The organism is Extensimonas perlucida (assembly GCF_007655255.1).
Classification (GTDB): Bacteria; Pseudomonadota; Gammaproteobacteria; order Burkholderiales; family Burkholderiaceae_C; genus Extensimonas; species Extensimonas perlucida.
Window position 1 is genome coordinate 83609 of record NZ_VMYE01000012.1, and the last position, 19944, is coordinate 103552.

Genomic DNA, 19944 nt, shown 5'->3' on the forward strand with positions numbered 1-19944 from the left:
CCCTGCGGTGTGCAGGCAGCGTGCCGCGCCTCAGAGTCAGTTCTCAAAGCCCCGCGGCGGCGCGCAGCAGGGCGGCCTTGTCGGTGCGCTCCCAGCTGAACTCGGGCTCTTCGCGGCCGAAGTGGCCGTAGGCGGCGGTTTTGCTGTAGATGGGACGCTGCAGGTCGAGCATCTGGATGATGCCCTTGGGGCGCAGGTCGAAGTGCTCGCGCACGAGTTTGGCGATCTCGGCGTCGGGAAGGGCGCCCGTGCCTTCGGTGTAGATAGTGATGTTGATGGGCTCGGCCACGCCGATCGCGTAAGAGACCTGGATCTGGCACTGGCGCGCCAGGCCCGCGGCGACGATGTTCTTGGCCACGTAGCGCGCGGCGTAGGCGGCCGAGCGATCCACCTTGGTCGGGTCCTTGCCGCTGAAGGCGCCGCCGCCGTGCGGGCAGGCGCCGCCGTAGGTGTCGACGATGATCTTGCGCCCGGTCAGGCCGCAGTCGCCCTGCGGCCCGCCGATCACGAAGCGCCCCGTGGGGTTGATGAGGTAGCGCGTGTTGACCAGCCACTCCTTGGGCAGCACGGGCTTGATGATTTCCTCGATCACGGCCTCGATGAAGCTCGGCTTCATTTTGGTGGCCGTCTCGGACTGGTCGGGGTGGTGCTGCGTGGAGAGCACCACGGTGTCTATGCTGTGCGGCTTGCCATCGACGTAGCGCAGCGTGATCTGGCTCTTGGCGTCGGGGCGCAAAAAGGGCAGGCGCCCGTCCTTGCGCAGTTGCGCCTGGCGCTCGACCAGGCGGTGCGCGTAGTAGATCGGCGCGGGCATGAGTTCGGGCGTTTCGTCGCAGGCGTAGCCGAACATCAGGCCCTGATCGCCCGCGCCGGTGTTGAGGTAGTCGTCGCTCGCATGATCGACGCCCTGCGCGATGTCGTTGCTCTGCTTGTCGTAGGCCACGAGTACGGCGCAGCCTTTGTAGTCTATGCCGTACTCGGTGTTGTCGTAGCCTATGCGGCGGATGGTGTCGCGCGCCACCTGGATGTAATCGACGTGCGCGTTGGTGCTGATTTCGCCGGCGAGCACCACCAGGCCGGTGTTGGTCAGCGTCTCGGCGGCCACGCGCGAGCGCGGGTCTTGTGCGAGCAGGGCGTCGAGGATGGCGTCGGAAATCTGGTCGGCCACCTTGTCGGGGTGGCCTTCGGAGACCGATTCGGACGTGAAGAGAAAGCTGTTCGCCAGTTCCATTGAATAAACTCCTGTGTTTGCGGCTTTTGGGGCGTTGCCCTCGGCTCACAGGAGCTGTGGCGAACGCTTTAGCAGATTTGTTTTACGTCGCCCTGCAAGTTGCTCATTTAACTCAGCGACATTTTCATTCTAATGCTTCTTTTCTGGCGTTTTTTGGCCACGCTGCCTTTGGGGCTGCTGCACGGCCTCGGGGCTGCACTCGGCTGGGTGGTGTTTGCGCTCTCGCCCACGTACCGCCGGCGTTTTCTGGCAAACGCGGCGCAGGCCGGCTATGCGTTTGCGCAGGTGCGCGCGGCCGTGGGCCACGCGGGGCGCATGGTGGCCGAACTGCCGCGCCTGTGGCTGGGCCGGCCGCCGCCTTGCGCGCTGCACGGCGGCGATTGCGTCGAGCGCGCCTGGGCCGCGGGGCGGGGCATCGTGTTCCTCACGCCGCACCAGGGCTGCTTCGAGATGTCGGTGCAGAGGGCGGCGCAGCGCTGGAGCGCCGATCACGGGCCGATCACGGTACTCTACCGGCCCGCGCGCCAGGCCTGGCTTGCGCGCTTGCAGGAAACGGCGCGCAACCGCCCCGGCGTGCAGGCCGTGCCCACCGCGCTTGCGGGCGTGCGCAGCATGATCAAGGTCTTGCGCCGCGGCGGCGCCGTGGGCCTGCTGCCCGACCAGGTGCCGCCCGAGGGGCAGGGGCTGTGGGCGCCGTTTTTTGGCCGCCCAGCCTACACCATGACGCTCGCCGCGCGCCTCGCGCAGCAAACGGGGGCGGCCATCGTGCTCGCGCGCTGCGAGCGGCGGCCTTGGGGGCGCGGCTACGTATTGCATTTCGAACCCGGCCCAGAGCTTGCCCCCGACATGGAAGTCGCGCTGCGGCAGATCAACGAGGCCATGGAAAAGCTGATCCGCGCCTGCCCCGAGCAATACCTGTGGGGCTACGGGCGCTACAAAAAACCGCGTGTGGAACGCATGGAGGCTGCAGCATGATGCCGCAGGAAGAAGAAAAAGAAAAAAAGGCGGGAAAGTCGGGAAAGGCGGACAAAGGCGCGCTCGGCGGACGCCTGGGCGTGGCCTTCATGCATGTGCTCGCGCCGCTGCCGCTGCCCGTGCTGCGTGCGCTGGGCTGGGGCATTGGGCAGGTGCTGTACGTGCTCGCGGCGCACCGGCGCAAGATCGCGCTGCGCAATCTGGAGCTGTGTTTTCCGCAGGTGCCGCAGCGCCAGCGCCGGCGCTGGGCGCGCGAGAGCTTCGTGGCGTTTTGCCAGACCTGGCTGGACCGCAGCTGGCTCTGGTTCGGCCCGCGCGCGCTGGTCGAGCGGCGCGTCAAGCTGCAGGGCGCTGTTCAAGAACTCGAAGGCGACACTCCGACCATCGTCTTCGCGCCGCATTTTTACGGCATGGACGCGGGCGGGCTTGCGCTGCCGCTGCGCACGCAAAGGCCCTTCACCTCGATTTTCTCCACGCACCCCAACCCCGCCATAGACGCCTGGCTGCGCGCGGGGCGCCAGCGCTTTGGCGACGTGCGCATGCTCAACCGCGCCGACGGCGTCAAGCCCATCATCGCGAATTTGCGCCAGGGCGGCTTGCTGTATTTGTTGCCGGACATGGACTTCGGCGCCAAGGATTCGGTGTTCGTGCCCTTTTACGGCGTGCCCGCGGCCACCGTGCCTTCGCTGTCGCGCTTTGCGCGCTTGGGGCGGGCCAAGGTGGTGGGCATGTACACGCGCATCACGCCCGAGGGTTACGTGGCCGAACTCACGCCCGCCTGGCCCAACTTTCCGAGCGACGATGCACAGGCCGACACCGCCGAGATGAACCGGCGCCTGCAAAGCTACATCGACACCATGCCCGGCCAGTATTACTGGGTGCACCGGCGCTTCAAGACGCGCCCGCCTGGAGAGCCTTCGGTTTATGAATGAAATCGGCCTCTAGGAGCCTGTCGGACTTTGGAATCGTCGGCTGCGAATGCGCCGCAGCGGCCCATTTTTTACCGGCTTCTTGCCCCATAGCACCACTATGGGGCTGCGAATCCGGCAAAAACTGGCCTCGCCGGGGCGCATTCTCGCTTTCGACGCCCACAGTCCGACAGGCTCCTAGCCAACGTCCATCAAGCGCAAGCAGCTATCGTTTTTGGATTATGAGGCCGACTTTCACGCGCTGTCCGCGGTGGGTTCGGGTGCGGCGGGTGCGGGCGACGTGGCCGGCGCCGCGGGCGTGTCCTGGGCCGTAGCCGGATGCGCCCATTGCCACAGCAGCTGGGCGACGTCTTCCACGCCCTGCTTTTTGAGCGCCGAAAACAGCCGTACCTCGCCGCCGCCGGCCTGCAGGCGCGTGATCGCCAGCACCTTGGCCTGCTCGGCGCGCGTGAGCTTGTCGGCCTTGGTGAGCAGCACGAGGAACTTGAGCCCCTGTTCGACGCGCGGGCGCACGATTTCGAGCAGCGCCTCGTCGAGCTCGGTCAGCCCCAGGCGCGGATCGCACAGCAGCACGATGCCGCTCAGGCTCGCGCGGCTCACGAGGTAGTTGACCATCACCTGCTGCCAGCGCTGCTTGTCGCTGCGCGACACGGCCGCGTAGCCGTAGCCCGGCAGGTCGGCGAGCACCGCGTCGGTCACGCCCTGCTTGCCCAGCGCAAACAGATTGATGTGCTGCGTGCGCCCGGGCCGTTTGGAGGCGAAGGCGAGCTGCTTTTGCTGCGTCAGCGTGTTGATGCAGGTCGATTTGCCCGCGTTCGAGCGACCCACGAAGGCGATCTCCGGCACGCCGACGGGCGGCAGCTGGTGCAGCTGTGCGGCGGTCGTGAAAAAGCGCGCGGTGTGCAGCCAGCCCATGGCAGTCTTGGCGTCGGGCACCGCGGCTGCGGGGGCGATGGGGGTGGCAGCGGCCGCGGCAGCCTGTGGGGCGGGAGATTCGATGGTCATGGCTGAAGAAAAAGAAGCGCCGAAAAAGAGCGTCGGGAAAGAGCACGGAGAACGAGCGGCGCGGGCAGAGGCGCGGGGTGCGCCCAAGGGCATGCGGCAGAGCTGGGGCCGCATTGTAGAATCGCCCCGTTTTGCGCATTCCTCCAACGACACAGACCCTCGACATATGAAGTTGCTCGCCTCCTTGCTGACGGCTGCCGCACTGGCAGCACCCGTTTTGCCGGCCTTCGCGGCGGGCGAATCCCCTGCAACGAAGCCTCAGGCCGCCAAACCCGACCTGGCCAAGGGCGAAGCCAGCTTTGGCGCGGTGTGCGCGGCCTGCCACGCGGCGGACGGCAATTCGACCATTCCAGCCAACCCCAAGCTCGCGCAGCAACACCCCGAATACCTGTTCAAGCAGCTGCAAGAATTCAAGTCAGGCAAGCGCAACAACGCCATCATGAAGGGCTTTGCCGCAGCGCTTTCGGAAGAAGAGATGAAAAACATCGCCTGGTGGGTGGCTTCCAAGCCCGCCAAGCCGGGCTTTGCGAAAGACAAAGACCTGGTGATGCTCGGCGAGCGCATCTACCGCGGCGGCATTGCCGACCGCCAGATCGCTGCCTGCGCCGGCTGCCACAGCCCCAACGGTGCGGGCATTCCCGTGCAGTATCCGCGTCTGTCTGGGCAGCATGCGGATTACGTTGCGGCGCAGCTGATCGCTTTCCGCGACGGCGTGCGCACCAACAGCCTGCAGATGACGCAGGTCGCGGCCAAGCTCAATGACCGTGAAATCCGTGCCGTGTCCGATTACATCGCCGGGCTGCGCTGAGGCTGACACCGCTGGTCACGGTGTCACCGCCGGAACCAAGCACACTCGATAAGCTCAAAAAAGGGCGGGCTGGATGAGGGCCTGCCCTTTTTCGCTTGTGACCATCGCACCGCTCCACTTTCCGTTCCATGTCTGAATCCACCCAAGGCGTGCGCCTGCGCCGCGGCTCCGAGGCTTTGCGTGCCAGCTTCGAGTTGCTGTCGTCGATGCGCTTTGCAATCGCGCTGCTCACGGTGATCTGCATCGCCTCGGTGATAGGCACGGTGCTCAAGCAGCACGAACCGGCGGCGAACTATGTCAACCAGTTCGGGCCGTTCTGGGCCGAGCTGTTTTTGACGCTGCGGCTCAATACCATCTACAGCGCGTGGTGGTTCGTGTTGATTTTGGCGTTTCTGGTGCTCAGCACCTCGCTGTGCATCGCGCGCAACACGCCCAAGATTCTGGCCGACCTCAAGACCTACAAGGAAAACATCCGCGTGCAAAGCCTGCGTGCCTTCCACCACCGGGCCGAGGCCGAGCTGCCCGAAGCGCCCGAGGCCGCCGCGCAGCGCATAGGCCAGCAGCTCGCGCGCAAGGGCTGGAAGGTGCGTCTGCAGCAGCGCGCGCCGGGGCAGGGAAGGGAGGCAACGGCGGGTGCGGGCTGGATGGTCGCGGCCAAAGCGGGCGCCGCGAACAAGATCGGCTACATCGCCGCGCACAGCGCCATCGTGCTGATTTGCCTGGGCGGATTGTTCGATGGCGACCTGATCGTGCGCGCGCAAATGCTGCTGGGCGGCAAGACGCCGTATCGCGGCGGCGGTTTGATCTCGGATGTGCCAGCCCAGCACCGCCTCTCCGAACGCAACCCGACCTTCCGCGGCAACCTGCTCGTTGCCGAGGGCACGCAGTCCGACACGGCCATTTTGAGCCAGTCGGACGGCGTGCTGCTGCAGGAGCTGCCGTTTGCGATCGAACTCAAAAAATTCATCGTCGAGCACTACTCCACGGGCATGCCCAAGCTGTTCGCCAGCGAGATCGTGATCCACGACAAGGCCACGGGCGCGCAGGTGCCCGCGCGCGTCGAGGTCAACCACCCCGCGAGCTACCGCGGCATCGAGATTTACCAGTCGAGCTTCGACGACGGCGGCTCGCGCCTCAAGCTCCACGCCTACCCCATGGGCGCGAACGTCGCACCTTTCGACCTCGAAGGCGTGGTGGGCGGTTCGGCGCAGCTCAACCGCATGGCTGCGGGCGGCTCGGCGGCCGGCAATGCCGCGCAGCAAACCCAAACCCTGACGGTGGAATTCACCGCGCTGCGCACCATCAACGTGGAGAATTTCGGCAACCAAGGCGGCTCGGGTGCCGATGCGCGCAAGGTCGATCTGCGTGCTTCGCTCGAAGAACGTCTGGGCGCTGCGAACAAGGCGGGCAAACCCAAGGAGCTGCGCAACGTGGGCCCGAGCGTGGGCTACAAGCTGCGCGACGCGGCGGGGCAGGCGATCGAGTTCCACAACTACATGCTGCCCGTCGATCTGGGCGACGGCGTGCCGGTGTTTCTGCTCGGCGTGCGTACAAGTGTGGCCGAGCCCATGCGCTACCTGCGCATTCCGGCCGACGAGCAAGGGCGCATGGACGGCTTCATGCGCCTGCGCGCCGCGCTCGCCGACCCCGAGGCGCGTGCGCAGGCCGTGCAGCGCTACGTGGCCAAGGCACTCGAGGCCGCGCGCCCCGAACTCGCGCAGCAGCTTGCGGAGTCGGCCGCGCGTGCGCTCGCCCTGTTTGCGGGCGCGGGTGGCCAGGCTTCTGCGCATGGCGCAGCGCGCGGTGGGCTGCAGGCCGTGTCCGACTTCATCGAGGCCAACGTGCCCGAGGCCGAGCGCGGCAAGGCCGCCGAGGTGCTGGTGCGCATCCTCAACGGCAGCCTGTTCGAGCTGCTGCAGCTCACGCGCGAGCGCGCGGGGCTCGCGCCGCTGCCCGCCGACGAGCATGCCCGCGCCTTCATGACGCAGGCCGTGCTCGCGCTCAGCGACGCGCAAAACTACCCGGCGCCGTTCGTGCTCGAACTCACGGACTTCACGCAGGTGCAGGCCAGCGTGTTCCAGGTGGCGCGTGCCCCTGGTAAGAACGTTGTCTATCTGGGCTGCGCCTTGCTGATCCTGGGCGTTTTTGCCATGCTCTACGTGCGCGAGCGGCGCGTGTGGGTCTGGCTTGCGCCGCAAGGCGACGCAAACGGCCCGGCGCCAGGGCAAGGTGCGCGCACGCACGCCACCATGGCGCTGTCGAGCAACCGCAGAACCATGGATGGCGATCGGGAATTTGCCCAGCTCGCGGAGCAACTGATAGGGGCTCGACCCCAGGAAGGCAAGGCATGAACAGCACGACCACGGTAAAAATTTCTTCCGCTGGCGGCGCACCCCACGGGGTGGGCGGCGCTGGCATTCGGCAGGACTTGCACGAAGGTTTTTTTGCGCGGCGCAGCGTCCTCGATTGGGTCTTTGCCGTGCTCGTGCTGCTCGGCGGTGCGTTTGCCTTGCAGCGCTACGGCAGCGCCATGGATGTCTATGAAAAGGGCATCACGGTTGCCGCCGTGCCGTGCGCGATCTGGCTCGGCTGGTTCTGGCGCCCGCTGCGCGTGCTGATGCTGGTGGTGGCGGCGGCGGTGCTGCTCGCGATCGGGCTGTACCAGCAGGGCGGTGCGGGAGATCTGGCGCGCGCCGATCAGGTGTTTGGCCTCAAATATTTCCTCTCGAGCCAGTCGGCCATCCTCTGGATGAGCATGCTGTTTTTCGCGAGCACGGCGTTTTACTGGATAGGCATGTTCGCGCGCGGCGCCGCGGGCGAGACCATGCCGTTGCTGGGCTCGCGCCTGGCCTGGGCGGGCGTCACCATGGCCCTGATAGGCACCATGGTGCGCTGGTACGAAAGCTACCTGCTGGGCAGCGACATCGGGCACATCCCGGTGAGCAATCTCTATGAAGTGTTCGTGCTCTTTTGCTGGCTCACAGCGCTGTTTTACCTGTATTTTGAGGCGCACTACGGCACGCGCGCGCTCGGCGGCTTCGTGATGCTGGTGGTTAGCGCGGCGGTGGGCTTTTTGCTCTGGTACACCGTGGCGCGCGAGGCGCAGGAGATCCAGCCGCTCGTGCCCGCGCTCAAAAGCTGGTGGATGAAGCTGCACGTGCCGGCCAACTTCATCGGCTACGGCACTTTTGCGCTCTCGGCCATGGTGGCTTTTGCCTACCTCGTCAAGCAGAGCGCGCAGGAGCTGCGCTGGTACAAGCTCGCGCCCCTGTGGCTGCTGGGCGTGGTGCTGTGCTTCGAGCCGCTGGTGTTCCGCCGCGGCGCGGGCGCGCAGGGCAGCGCGTACTGGATGGTGTATTTCGGCATTTCGGCGCTGATCGTCGCGGGCATCCTGCTTGGGCGCCGGCGCATCGCGGCGCGCCTGCCCGCGCTCGAAGTGCTCGACGACCTGATGTACAAGGCCATCGCCGTGGGCTTTGCGTTTTTCACCATCGCCACCGTGCTCGGTGCGCTCTGGGCGGCCGAGGCCTGGGGCGGTTACTGGAGCTGGGACCCGAAAGAAACCTGGGCGCTGATCGTCTGGCTCAACTACGCCGCCTGGCTGCACATGCGCCTCATGAAGGGCCTGCGCGGCACGGTGTCGGCCTGGTGGGCGCTTGGGGGCCTCGCGGTGACGACCTTTGCCTTCATCGGCGTGAACATGTTCCTCAGCGGTTTGCACAGCTACGGTACCTTGTAGATCGGCCTCTGCTTTTGCTGGGGCCACGTAAAGAGGGGCTTGCCATGGCGATTTTTCACCGTGCGCGCGATTTTTCGCAGCCGCTGCCGTCCGAGATCACCCCGCGCGCGGTGTATGAAAACCGCCGCGCGCTGCTGCGCAGCCTGGCCGGTGGTGCCGCAGGCGCCACGCTGGCCGCCTGGGCGGGCCGCGCGGCATTGGCGCAGGCGCCGCGCCCTGGCAAGCTCGCGCCGCTCGCCGCCGTGCCCTCCAAGGTGCCCGGCGCCATGGTGCTCGAAAAGCCTACGCGCTACGAGGATGCCACCAGCTACAACAATTTCTACGAGTTCGGCACCGAAAAGGACGACCCCGCGCGCAACGCCCACACTTTGCGCACCAGCCCCTGGAGCGTGGAGGTGGAAGGACTGGTGCACAAACCGGGGCGTTTTGGCGTCGAAGACCTGCTCAAGCTCAGCGCCCTCGAAGAGCGCGTGTACCGGCTGCGCTGCGTCGAAGGCTGGTCCATGGTCATTCCGTGGGTCGGCTATTCGCTGGCGGCCCTGATAGCGCGTGTGCAGCCGCTGGGCAGCGCGAAATACGTGGAATTCGTCACGCTCGCCGACAAGGCGACCATGCCCTTCGTGGGTTCGCGCATTCTCGACTGGCCCTACGTGGAGGGCTTGCGGCTCGATGAGGCGTTGCATCCGCTCACGCTGCTCGCTTTTGGCATGTACGGTGAGGTGCTGCCCAAGCAAAACGGCGCGCCCGTGCGCCTCGTGGTGCCGTGGAAGTACGGCTTCAAGAGCGCCAAGAGCATCGTCAAAATCCGCTTCACCGAGCGCGAGCCCGCCACGGCCTGGGTCAAGGCCGCGCCGCAGGAATACGGCTTTTATGCCAACGTCAACCCCGACGTCGATCACCCGCGCTGGAGCCAGGCCACCGAGCGGCGCATTGGTGAAGGCGGCCTGTTCGCGCCCAAGCGCAAGACCTTGCCGTTCAACGGCTATGCCGAGCAGGTGGCGCAGCTGTATGCCGGCATGGACTTGCGCAGGTTTTTCTGATTTTCGTGGTGAAGCAGAACGCGGCACGGCGGGCAGGCATGAACGCGGGGCTGAAGGCGGGAGTGAGGTCGCCATGGCTCCACCCGGCCGCCAAGCCGCTGGTGTTCATGCTGTGCGCGCTGCCTTGCGCATGGCTGGTCTATGCGGCGCTGGCCGATACGCTCGGCGCCAACCCTGCAGAGGCTCTGATCCGCGCCACGGGCGACTGGACTTTGCGCGCGCTGTGCCTGGTGCTCGCCGTGACGCCGCTGCGCGTGCTCACGGGCACGCCCGCGCTCGCACGCTTTCGGCGCATGCTGGGGCTGTGGGTGTTTTTCTACGCCGCGCTGCATTTCGTGTGCTATGCGGTGCTCGACCAGGGGCTGGACATGCCCGCCATCGTGCGCGACGTGGGCAAGCGTCCGTTCATCCTCGTGGGCAGCATGGCACTGGTGCTATTGGCATTGCTTGCCGTCACTTCGACCCAGCGCGCCGTGCGGGCATTGGGCGGATGCCGCTGGCAGGCCTTGCACCGCGCGGTTTATGCCGTAGCGGGGCTGGCGCTGCTGCATTTTTTCTGGATGCGCGCGGGCAAGCGCAATTTCGCTGAAGTGGCCGTCTATGCCGCGATACTTGGCGTGCTGCTGGGCTGGCGCCTGGGCCATGTATGGTGGCGCAGGCGGCGGCCTGCTGGCGTCACAAACTAACTGCTATTTGTTAAATAGCTATCTGTGCTTGATACACATGGCTTTGAGGCAATTTTCGCCCATAATCATCCATTGACCGAGCGCAGCGCCGGGCGCATCTGGCGCGAGACCGGGTCGATGAAGGCGGTGGGGTACTGGTAGGCACGGTCGTCGAACAGGTCGATACCGCACATGAGGTTTTCGATCCAGTCGAAAAAGTCGCTGATTGCCTGCTTGCCCATGATGGGTGCGCCGTGCTGCGGCACCAGCATCGCGATGTCGAGCTGCCGTGCCATGCGCGCCCACAGGCGCAGGATTTTGTTCGACACCATGTAGCGGCGGTGGAAGGCTTCCATGCGCGGGATGTGTGCCTGCAAATCAGTCACCGGCACGCGCGCCTCTGCACCCGACATCATCGACACGCCCAGATCGCCCGTGAACAGGATGCGGCTCACCGGGTCGTAAAAGTGAAAATTGCCCTCGGCGTGCATGAAGTGCGCGGGCAAAATCACGAGTTCATGCCGGCCCAGCGGCAAGTGGCCGCCGCTGTCGGGCACGCCGATCACGCGGTTTTCGGTCTTGCCCACTTTGGTGAAGTGCGGGGCGAAGCGCTCCCACAGGCGCGAGATCACGAGACTTGCCTTGGTGCTGGTCATCCAGCGGTCCAGCGAGGCGATGATGTCCGGGTCGGCGTGCGACGCGATCAGGTACGACAGCTTGTGCGGCGGAAAATGCCGCGTCATGCCCATGAACAACTCGTTGAACGCAAGGTTGCCGCCGGGGTCGATCACGGCCCCGGTGTCGTCGTCCACGATCAGGAACTGGTTGGCCTGCACCGCCTGCCCGTCTTCTTCGATGAGGTCGGTGAACATCAGGCAGGCGTGCTTGGGGTCGCGGTAAAGCTCCAGGGGGGTCATGTGGGTGCTCGGTGTTTGCGAGAATTCCAGGGACTGTAGAGCGCTCCCATGGATGGTGATTGATCAATGTCAATCATTATCCGAAGTTCCATCCCTTTCCTCTGCATGCCGGCCTGGCGTGCCGCATACCGAACAGTCTGCCTGGCGTTGCACGCGCAGGCTGCTCCATTCCATGCTGCGTCCGTCGAGCATCAGCAGGCGCCCGGCGAGCGACGGGCCCACGCCCGCAAGCAGCTTGAGCGCTTCGGCTGCCTGCATGGCGCCGATCACGCCCACGAGCGGGGCGAAGACGCCCATGGTCGAGCAACGCGCTTCCTGCGGCGCGGCGTCGGGTGCGAACAGGCAGGCATAGCAGGGCGACAGCGCGTCGCGTGGGTCGCGCACGGTGATTTGCGCGTCGAAGCGGATCACCGCGCCTGTCACGAGCGGTACGCCGTGGCGCACGCAGGCGGCGTTCACAGCCTGGCGCGTGGCGTAGTTGTCGCTGCAGTCGAGCACCACCGACGCCGTGGGCACGAGGCGCGCGAGCAGCGCGGCGTCGGCGCGCGCCTGCACGGGCACGGCCTGCACCTCAGGGTTGAGCGCTTCGATCGCCTGTGCGGCCGACTGCACCTTGGGCTGGCCCACGCGCGCCGTGGTGTGGGCGATCTGGCGCTGCAGGTTGGTCAGGTCGACCACGTCGTCATCGACCAGCGTGATGCGTCCGACGCCGGCCGAGCTCAGGTACAGCGCCGCGGGCGATCCCAGCCCGCCGGCGCCGATCAGCAGCGCGTGGCTCGCGAGGATGCGCTCCTGGCCTGTGATGCCGACCTCGTCGAGCAGGATGTGGCGCGAATAGCGCAGGAGTTGCTCGTCGGTCATGGCGGGGCGTGTGGCAGGCAAAAAAGAAAAAAGGCCGCCCCGTCACGGGTGCCGGCCTGTCGCGCTCGCAAAGCGCTTATTCGTCCTTGTCCTTCTTTTCTTCCTTGCGCTCGGTCAGGGTTTTGCTGACCTTGACGGGCAGACCCTTGAGCTGGTTCAGCGCCTGCTGCAGCTGGAAGTCCTTGTCGCTGCCGAATTCCGGCAGCTTGCGTTCGGCTTCAGGCTTCTTGGCTTCGCATTCGAGGCGCTTAAGGGCTTCCTCGCGGGCCTGTTCGCGCGCCTGCTCCTGGGCTTTGTCAGCCGAAGGGTCTTTGCCTTTGTCGCCGTCCTGGCCGTTGCCGAGGTGCTTGTCGAGGTCGGCTTCGCGCACGCGCAGCGCGGCGAACAGATTGCCGTCTTCGGACTCGTCCACCATGATGTCGGGCACGATGCCCTTGGCCTGGATGGAGCGGCCGCTGGGCGTGTAGTAACGCGCCGTAGTGATCTTGATGCCCGTGTCCGGTCCGAGCGGGCGCACGGTCTGCACCGAGCCCTTGCCGAAGGTCTGGCTGCCCAGCACGGTGGCGCGCTTGTGGTCCTGCAGGGCGCCGGCGACGATCTCGCTCGCCGAGGCCGAGCCCTCGTTGACCAGCACCACCAGCGGCACGGTCTTGAGCGCCACCGGCAGGCGCTTGAGCGGATCCGGGCTGCCGCGGCGCGCGTAGAACTCGGGCGAGGCCGTGAAGGTGGCTTTGCTCTCGGGCAACTGGCCATTGGTGCTGACCACGGTCACGTTTGCGGGCAGGAAGGCGGCGGATATCGCCACGGCCGCATCGAGCAGCCCGCCAGGGTCGTTGCGCAGGTCCAGCACCATGCCCTTGAGGCGCGGCTCCTGCTGGTAAATCTCCTGCACCTTGCGCACAAAGTCTTCCACCGTGCGCTCCTGGAACTGCGACAGGCGCACCCAGGCGTAGCCGGGCTCGACGATCTTGCTCTTGACCGACTGGGTCTTGATTTCCTCGCGCGTGATGGTCACCGTGAAGGTGCGGCTCTCGTCCTTGCGGAAGATGGTGAGCGTGACCTTGGTGTTGGGCTCGCCGCGCATGCGCTTGACGGCCTCGTTGAGCGAGAGACCCTTGACGGCGGTGTCGTCGATCTTGGTAATGAGGTCGTTGGTCTTGAGCCCGGCGCGGAACGCGGGCGAGCCTTCGATGGGCGAGACCACCTTCACGAGCCCGTCTTCCTGCGTGATTTCTATGCCGACGCCCACGAAGCGGCCCGAGGTGCCCTCGCGGAATTCCTTGAAGGACTTTTTGTCGAAATACTGCGAATGCGGATCGAGCCCGCTGACCATGCCCGAGATCGCGTCGGTGATGAGCTTTTTGTCATCGACGGGCTCGACGTAGTCGGTCTTGATCAGGCCGAACACGGCCGAAAGCTGCTGGATTTCCTCGAGCGGCAGCGGCGCCATGGCGTTGCGCGCCATGGTTTGCAGCGACACCGTGGTGAGCGCCCCGGCGAGTGCGCCCACCGAGATCCATCCTGCGATTTTGAGTTTGTGGCCCATAAGAAACCTTTTACCGATCCGAAGCGTGCTGCGGTGAAAGCGGGAAAATAAAGTGAAGTGCGAAGGCGGCCCACATTGTGCGGTTTTTCACCCACATTTGCCGCGCCGCAGGGCCAAATTGCGCTGGATTTACTGCGGGTTTACACCCCTGCGCCGCACCTGCCGACCCCTGCCTTCAGCCCTTGCCCTGTGCGGCCACGGCCGCGGCCGCCTGCGCGACGGCCTGCGCATCACCGAGGTAGTAGTGGCGCAGGGGTTTGAGCTCGGCGTCGAGCTCATAGACCAGCGGGATGCCGTTGGGGATGTTCAGGCCCACGATGTCGGCGTCGGAGATGCCGTCGAGGTATTTGACCAGCGCGCGGATCGAGTTGCCGTGCGCCGCGACTACCACGCGCTGGCCCGCGCGGATCGCCGGGGCCATGGTGTCGTTCCAGAACGGCAGCACGCGCGCCACTGTGTCCTTGAGACATTCGGTCAGCGGCACTTCATCGGGCGCCAAGCCCGCGTAGCGCCGGTCGGCGCGTTCGCAGCGCGGGTCGGCGGGCTCGAGCGCGGGCGGCGGCGTGTCGTAGCTGCGGCGCCAGATCAGCACCTGCTCGTCGCCGTACTGCTTGGCCATCTCGGCCTTGTTCAGGCCCTGCAGCGCGCCGTAGTGGCGCTCGTTGAGGCGCCAGCTCTTGACCACGGGCAGCCAGGTGCAGTCCATCTCGTCGAGGCAATACCACAGCGTGTGGATCGCGCGCTTGAGCACGCTGGTGTAGGCCAGGTCGAATTCGTAACCCTCGGCGCGCAGCAGCTTGCCCGCGGACATGGCCTGCGTTACGCCCGTGGGCGTGAGGTCCACGTCGGTCCAGCCGGTGAAGCGGTTTTCGAGGTTCCACAGCGATTCGCCGTGGCGGATCAGGACGAGTTTGTGCATGGTTTCTTGCAAGGCCAGTGAACGGGTCAAAACCAGTCATTTTAGAATCCTGCCGATCGTGAACGGGTTCTAAGGAAGCTTTCGTGCAATTCATCATCGACAACTGGTACCTGATTTTCATCGCCCTGGCCTCGGGTGGCATGCTGTTTTTGCCCATGCTGCGCAATGCCGGCGGCGCCCTCTCGCCGCAGCAGGCGGTGCAGCTCATGAACCGCGAAAAAGCCGTGGTCATCGACGTGTGCGAGCCCGGCGAGTTTGCCGCGGGGCATGTGAACGGCGCGAAAAACGTGCCGCTCGCGCAGCTGCAGGAGCGCCTGCCGGCCGTGGTGAAGAACAAGTCCCTGCCCGTGGTGTTGGTGTGCGCGAGCGGCATGCGCGCGCGCGGCGCGGCGGCCATCGCGCGCAAGCTCGGCTACGAGAACGCCCAGGTGCTCGCCGGCGGCCTCAAGGCCTGGCGCGAGGCCGGGCTGCCGGTCGAAAAAGCCTGATCCCCCACTTTTTGAGCGAAAGACAAGCATGCAAACCGTGAAGATGTATACCACCGCCGTCTGCCCCTACTGCGTGCGCGCCAAGCAGATATTGCAGTCCAAGGGCGTGCAGCACATCGAGGAAATCCGCGTGGATGCCGACCCTGCGGCACGCCAGCACATGATGGAGATCACCGGCCGGCGCACCGTGCCGCAGATTTTCATCGGAGACACGCACGTGGGCGGCCACGATGACCTCGTGGCGCTGGACGCGCGCGGCGGCCTGGTGCCGCTGCTCGAAGGCAAGCCCGCGGCCTGAACCACAGGATGGCGTTGTAAAGACACGCCGCGATTGCATAATGCGGCGCGGCTGCCGGCACTTGCGCCAGCCCACCTGTCTGTCTGCCCGCCGTGGGAGCCACTCCCCGGCGGGCATCGTTTCGCTCCACTTTCACGCAAAGACTCCACCATGGCCGACCAAGACACCCCCGTTTTCCAAATTCAGCGCGTCTATCTCAAGGACATGTCGCTCGAGCAGCCCAACTCGCCCGGCATCCTGCTCGACCAGAGCCAGCCCACGGTGGACATTCAGCTCGGCGTCGAAGCCACGCCCGTGAGCGAGGGCATCATCGAAGTCGCCGTCACGGCCAACGTGCACACGCGCATCGACGATCGCACGGTATTCCTGGTCGAGGTCAAGCAGGCCGGCATCTTCGAAATCCGCAACCTGCCCGAAGACCAGATGGGCCCGGTGCTGGGCATCGCCTGCCCGCAGATCGTCTATCCGTACCTGCGCGGCAACGTCGCCGACATCATCACGCGCGCCGGCTTTCCGCCCGTGCACCTTGCCGAGATCAACTTCCAGGCCATGTACGAGCAGCAGCAGGCGCAGGCGGCTGGGGGCATGGCGCAGTAAGTATTTCGAGTCGTTTTGCCATTTTGTGCCCATCCAGTAAGCGTCAGTAGCTATGAATATCGTAGTTTTCGGCGCCGGTGCCTGGGGTACGGCGCTGGCCATGAATGCAGCGCGCCATCCTGCGGGCCATGCGGTCACGCTGTGGGCGCGCAACGCGCAGCAGGTGGCCGACATGCAGGCCCGGCGCGAGAACCTGCGCTATCTGCCGGGCGTTTCGCTGCCCGAGAACCTGGCACTGGCGCAGGGCGATGCGCTGCAGTGTGCGCGCGGTGCCGATCTGCTCATCGTCGCCACGCCCATGGCGGCGCTGCGTTCGTTTCTGGCGCTGCTGCGCGATAGCCAGGTGCCGCTCGCCTGGCTCTGCAAGGGCTTCGAGGCCGCGCCTGCGGGTTCAGACGCTTTTGGGTTGCTGGCCCATGAAATATGCGCCCAGGTAGCTCCTGATTTGAAAGCGGGTGCGCTCAGCGGCCCAAGCTTTGCGCAGGAGGTTGCGCACGGCCAGCCGACGGCGCTGGTGGCGGCGAGCGCGCACGCATCGGTGCGCCACGCGCTGGTGCAGGCCTTCCACGGCCCGAGCCTGCGCGTGTATGCGAACGACGACCTCATCGGCGTTGAAATCGGCGGTGCCGTGAAAAACGTGCTTGCGATCGCAGTGGGCCTGTGCGACGGCCTGCAGCTGGGCCTGAATGCGCGCGCCGCGCTGATCACGCGCGGCCTGGCCGAGATGACGCGCCTGGGCCTGGCGCTGGGCGCGCGCAGCGAAACCTTTCTGGGCCTGGCGGGCGTGGGCGACCTGGTGCTCACGGCCACGGGCGACCTCTCGCGCAACCGCCGCGTGGGCCTGCTGCTCGCACAAGGGCAGAGCCTGCAGCAGGCCGTGGCCTCTCTGGGCCACGTGGCCGAGGGCGTCTATTCCGCACACACCGCCGTGCAGCGTGCGCGCAGCCTGGGCGTGGAAATGCCCATTGCCGAAACCGTGGTGGCCCTGCTCGACGGCCACCTGCAAGCCGCCGACGCCGTGGCCCTGCTCATGGAGCGCGAGCCGCGCGCCGAGCCAGAGCGCGGGTGAGTCGCGCGGTACCGGGCGCCACCCCAAGCTCTGGCTGCGCGCGCGCCGCTGCCTGCCCTGACTGACGCCGGGCGCGTACATAACCGGCAGTCGAGCGGCCTGCGCGAAAAAGCCGCGCAGGCCGCTCACTTCCACGTTTGGCCCCGCAGGCAGGCGCCGTCGCGTGCCAGTCTTTTCCAAATCAGGTATGAGCCTGAAGCCCCCGCAAAAAGCAGCGAGGCGCAACGAGTCGAATCGTTGTAGACGTCGGCAGTGTATTGGAGATTTTTCTCACCATCGTGGAGGGCTGTGGGCAAGTGGGCGAAGGGCGCGGGCGGTGGGCAATGGTTCCCCTGGCTTCCGTTCGTGGCCGCCCCAGGTCCGCGAACAAGAAGTTGCTCGTGTCGGTGCGTTACAGCCCGGAAGTCATTGCCTATTTCAAGTCCACCGGTGAGGGTTGGCAGTCCTTGATGGACAGCGTTCTGCGAAAGTACGTCGCACGTCATTCGCGAGGTGCGTAACCATATGGCCGGACACTACGCTCGAGTGGACCGCCGGCAAGCATAGCTTGCCGGTACCCCGTTGGTTGCGCCGCCGAGTGGCCCCTCAGCTACGACGTTCATAGGAGCGGCCATGACTGCGTACACCACCGCGTTGGGTGAGAGGCTGGCAGAAAAAATGGGAATCTGCCCCCAATTGCGCCACCGGTCGCCTTCGGCCCCCGCGTGCGGTTTACGCTGCCGAAAGCCGCGGTAGCGCAGTGCTTTCGTGCAGGTTCTGCTCGAGCGCGAGCAACTCCTCCACGGTCTGGCGGCGGCGGATCAGGCGCGCGTGATCGGCATCGACCAGCACCTCGGCCGCGAGCGGGCGCGTGTTGTAGTTCGAGGACATGCTCGCGCCATAGGCGCCGGTGTCGTGGATCACGAGCAGGTCGCCCACCTGCGCGGGCGGTAGCTGGCGCGGCAGCAGCACGCCGCCTTCGCCCTGCGTGAACACGTCGCCCGACTCGCACAGCGGCCCCGCGACCACGGTGGCGCGGCTGCCCGCCGGTGTGCTGCCGTCCGGGCGCAGCACGCTCATCGCGTGGTAGCTGCCGTACATCGCGGGGCGCAGCAGCTCGGTGAAGCCCGTATCGACGAGCGTGAAATGTGTGCCGCCCGCGTGCTTGGTGGCACGCACTTCGCACAACAGCACGCCCGATTCGGCCACCAGATAGCGGCCGGGCTCCACTTCGAGCCCGAGTGCGTGGCCCACGATGGCCTCGGCCTCGCGGCGCGCGGCGTCCCACAGGCTGTGGTAGTGCTGCGTATCGACCACCGCGTCGCCCTCGCGGTAGGGCGTCGAGAGGCCACCGCCGGCCGAAATCGCGTGCACGTCGTGCCCCGCCGCGTGCGTGGCGCGCACGAGCTCGACCATGGCGCCGCACACTTGTGCGAGGTGCGCGTAGTCCACGCCCGAGCCTATGTGCATGTGCAGGCCCACGAGCGCAAGGCCGTGCGCGCGCACCGCCGCGAGCGCCGCGCCCAGGTCTGCGTGCCAGATGCCGTGCTTGCTGTGCTCGCCGCCGGTGTTGGTCTTGTTGCTGTGCCCGTGGCCGAAGCCGGGGTTGATGCGCAGCCACACCGGATGCCCGGGCGCCGCTTTGCCCAGCTGGTGCAGCATGTCGATCGAGCCCGCGTTCACGGGCACGCCCTGCGTCACCACGCATTCGAGCGTGGCGTGGTCAAACACGTCGGCGGTGAAGACGATTTCGGCCGCAGCCGCGCGCGCCGCGTCGCCGCGCACTTTTTCGGCCGTATGGCCCGCGGTATAGCCGGCAGCGAGCGCGCGCAGCACCTCGCCGCGTGAGACCGCATCGACGCGCACGCCCTGCGCGCGCATGAGTTGCAGGATGTGCAGATTGGAGCAGGCCTTTTGCGCGTAGCGCACGGTTTCGAACGCGGCCAGCGCCGCAATGCGCGCACGGATGGTGGCCGCGTCATACACCCACAAAGGCGTGCCAAAGCGCGCGGTCAGCGCCGTGAGCTGCGCAGGGGAAAAAGGGTTGGACATGGAACTTCCCGAAAATCCAAAGCCCCCAATCATGCCTTTTTTCGCTTGTGTCTCGTGCGCAAAAAAGAAGCAATCTGCGGTGCCGCCCGGCAAATCAAGGGCTTGCCGCGGCCATACAGCGCAAGCCAAAACTTATCCACATGTTTGTCCAGCGGCGCGCGGGATAAGCGGGCGCCCGCCTGCTGAAAAGTTTGGCAATGCGTCGTTTGTGCCTAAAAATCAATGGCTTACAAACGCCGTACAAGGCTTTTTCGGGCTTTTCCACAGAGTTGTGCAGCCGGTGCGGGGACAAGTCTGCGCGTTCCCGCTGCCTGCCCAAAGGGGCTGAGTGCACGCCAGTGCACGTTTCATTGCACTGTCAAACCGGCTCCAGACACTCGGGCACTTCTTCCACTTTCTGGATATTTGCCATGCTGGAACGTCCTTCCTTTTCAGTGTCTTTTGCGCTGCGGCCGGCCCGCGCAGGGTTGCTAGCCTTGCTGGGGCTGCTGACCGCTTGTGGCGGTGGCGGCTCGGATTTTGTGGCGCCCACACCTGCCACGCCGCTGTCCACCCCTGCGAGTGCCACGCTCGCGGTGCTCGAAACGACCGACTTGCACTTCAACGTGCGCAGCTACGACTACTTCAAGCTCGCCGAGGACAAGTCCTTCGGCTTCGAGCGCACGGCGGCGCTGGTGCGCCAGGCGCGCAAGGAGTTTGCTGTCGCATCCCTGACGATTGTATAGACTCCCGCCGCTACCCCCTGTTCATGGCTCGTGCCGTTTTGCAAGCCCTGATTGAGGAACATGAGCAAGCCAGCAAAGGAGCCCGTACACCATGATGATCG

Annotated in this window: 20 protein-coding genes and 1 pseudogene; 13 read left to right on the forward strand and 8 right to left on the reverse strand. The window is 66.0% G+C overall.

From position 1 onward, the window contains the following. Window positions 1-43: 43 nt before the first annotated feature. On the reverse strand, window positions 44-1225 hold the full coding sequence (metK, locus tag FK527_RS11310; protein WP_144733778.1) for a methionine adenosyltransferase: 1182 nt from the start codon (window positions 1223-1225) through the stop codon (window positions 44-46). A 138-nt stretch (window positions 1226-1363) separates the two neighbouring features. Here metK and FK527_RS11315 point away from each other — a divergent pair, with 138 nt between their 5' ends. Together FK527_RS11315 and FK527_RS11320 are read left to right on the forward strand one after the other, a co-directional pair. Continuing rightward, window positions 1364-2206, forward strand: coding sequence for a lysophospholipid acyltransferase family protein (locus FK527_RS11315; protein WP_144733714.1), 843 nt, complete (start codon window positions 1364-1366; stop codon window positions 2204-2206). A gap of 89 nt (window positions 2207-2295) precedes the next feature. Further along, window positions 2296-3138: a lysophospholipid acyltransferase family protein gene (locus tag FK527_RS11320; protein ID WP_246072759.1), complete on the forward strand. Its 843-nt coding sequence runs from the start codon at window positions 2296-2298 to the stop codon at window positions 3136-3138. On the opposite strand, the gene FK527_RS11325 is transcribed toward FK527_RS11320, so the two are convergent. Continuing rightward, window positions 3098-3298, reverse strand: coding sequence for a hypothetical protein (locus tag FK527_RS11325; RefSeq protein ID WP_144733717.1), 201 nt, complete (start codon window positions 3296-3298; stop codon window positions 3098-3100). The two genes, FK527_RS11320 and FK527_RS11325, sit on opposite strands and share 41 nt — an antisense overlap. A gap of 71 nt (window positions 3299-3369) precedes the next feature. Continuing rightward, window positions 3370-4140, reverse strand: coding sequence for a ribosome biogenesis GTP-binding protein YihA/YsxC (gene yihA / locus FK527_RS11330; protein WP_144733720.1), 771 nt, complete (start codon window positions 4138-4140; stop codon window positions 3370-3372). Between the two features lie 166 nt (window positions 4141-4306). On the opposite strand from yihA, the gene FK527_RS11335 reads away from it, so the two are divergent. The 5 genes from FK527_RS11335 (at window position 4307) to FK527_RS11355 (ending at window position 10413) form a co-directional block, all read left to right on the forward strand. Further along, window positions 4307-4948: a c-type cytochrome gene (locus tag FK527_RS11335; protein WP_144733723.1), complete on the forward strand. Its 642-nt coding sequence runs from the start codon at window positions 4307-4309 to the stop codon at window positions 4946-4948. A gap of 128 nt (window positions 4949-5076) precedes the next feature. Next, complete coding sequence (locus FK527_RS11340) at window positions 5077-7299, forward strand: cytochrome c biogenesis ResB family protein (RefSeq protein WP_144733726.1); 2223 nt, start codon at window positions 5077-5079, stop codon at window positions 7297-7299. Continuing rightward, window positions 7296-8687 (forward strand): c-type cytochrome biogenesis protein CcsB, encoded by a 1392-nt coding sequence (gene ccsB / locus FK527_RS11345; protein ID WP_144733729.1) that lies wholly within the window; start codon window positions 7296-7298, stop codon window positions 8685-8687. Before FK527_RS11340 ends, ccsB begins: the two co-directional genes overlap by 4 nt. A gap of 44 nt (window positions 8688-8731) precedes the next feature. Continuing rightward, the gene (gene msrP / locus FK527_RS11350; RefSeq protein ID WP_144733732.1) at window positions 8732-9727 is read left to right on the forward strand and encodes a protein-methionine-sulfoxide reductase catalytic subunit MsrP; all 996 of its coding nucleotides are present in this window, start codon (window positions 8732-8734) and stop codon (window positions 9725-9727) included. A gap of 62 nt (window positions 9728-9789) precedes the next feature. After that, the gene (locus FK527_RS11355; protein WP_144733735.1) at window positions 9790-10413 is read left to right on the forward strand and encodes a protein-methionine-sulfoxide reductase heme-binding subunit MsrQ; all 624 of its coding nucleotides are present in this window, start codon (window positions 9790-9792) and stop codon (window positions 10411-10413) included. 65 nt (window positions 10414-10478) lie between these two features. Here the strand turns inward: FK527_RS11355 and FK527_RS11360 are convergent, their stop codons facing one another. From FK527_RS11360 to gpmA, 4 genes are all read right to left on the reverse strand, one after another. Beyond that, window positions 10479-11309, reverse strand: coding sequence for an oxygen-binding di-iron domain-containing protein (locus FK527_RS11360; protein WP_144733738.1), 831 nt, complete (start codon window positions 11307-11309; stop codon window positions 10479-10481). A 69-nt stretch (window positions 11310-11378) separates the two neighbouring features. Continuing rightward, window positions 11379-12170, reverse strand: coding sequence for a HesA/MoeB/ThiF family protein (locus tag FK527_RS11365; protein ID WP_144733741.1), 792 nt, complete (start codon window positions 12168-12170; stop codon window positions 11379-11381). Window positions 12171-12246: 76 nt separating this feature from the next. Further along, entirely contained in the window at window positions 12247-13716 is a 1470-nt protein-coding gene (locus FK527_RS11370; protein WP_144733744.1) for a S41 family peptidase, read from the reverse strand. A 175-nt stretch (window positions 13717-13891) separates the two neighbouring features. After that, window positions 13892-14635, reverse strand: a complete 744-nt coding sequence (gene gpmA / locus FK527_RS11375; protein ID WP_144733747.1) for a 2,3-diphosphoglycerate-dependent phosphoglycerate mutase — start codon at window positions 14633-14635, stop codon at window positions 13892-13894. A gap of 83 nt (window positions 14636-14718) precedes the next feature. On the opposite strand from gpmA, the gene FK527_RS11380 reads away from it, so the two are divergent. The 5 genes from FK527_RS11380 (at window position 14719) to FK527_RS11400 (ending at window position 17587) form a co-directional block, all read left to right on the forward strand. Further along, window positions 14719-15123, forward strand: a complete 405-nt coding sequence (locus FK527_RS11380; RefSeq protein ID WP_144733750.1) for a rhodanese-like domain-containing protein — start codon at window positions 14719-14721, stop codon at window positions 15121-15123. Between the two features lie 28 nt (window positions 15124-15151). Then, entirely contained in the window at window positions 15152-15421 is a 270-nt protein-coding gene (gene grxC / locus FK527_RS11385) for a glutaredoxin 3 (RefSeq protein ID WP_144733753.1), read from the forward strand. 150 nt (window positions 15422-15571) lie between these two features. Next, the gene (gene secB / locus FK527_RS11390) at window positions 15572-16018 is read left to right on the forward strand and encodes a protein-export chaperone SecB (RefSeq protein ID WP_144733756.1); all 447 of its coding nucleotides are present in this window, start codon (window positions 15572-15574) and stop codon (window positions 16016-16018) included. Window positions 16019-16070: 52 nt separating this feature from the next. Further along, complete coding sequence (locus FK527_RS11395) at window positions 16071-17087, forward strand: NAD(P)H-dependent glycerol-3-phosphate dehydrogenase (RefSeq protein ID WP_144733759.1); 1017 nt, start codon at window positions 16071-16073, stop codon at window positions 17085-17087. Between the two features lie 323 nt (window positions 17088-17410). Further along, window positions 17411-17587 (forward strand): BrnA antitoxin family protein, encoded by a 177-nt coding sequence (locus FK527_RS11400; RefSeq protein ID WP_246072760.1) that lies wholly within the window; start codon window positions 17411-17413, stop codon window positions 17585-17587. Window positions 17588-17798: 211 nt separating this feature from the next. Here FK527_RS11400 and lysA read toward each other — a convergent pair whose 3' ends face one another. Further along, entirely contained in the window at window positions 17799-19118 is a 1320-nt protein-coding gene (gene lysA, locus FK527_RS11405; RefSeq protein WP_144733762.1) for a diaminopimelate decarboxylase, read from the reverse strand. Window positions 19119-19528: 410 nt separating this feature from the next. Between lysA and FK527_RS11410 the strand changes: the two are divergent. Further along, a pseudogene (locus FK527_RS11410) lies at window positions 19529-19819 on the forward strand (bifunctional metallophosphatase/5'-nucleotidase); the annotation flags it as partial. Between the last annotated feature and the right edge of the window lie 125 nt (window positions 19820-19944).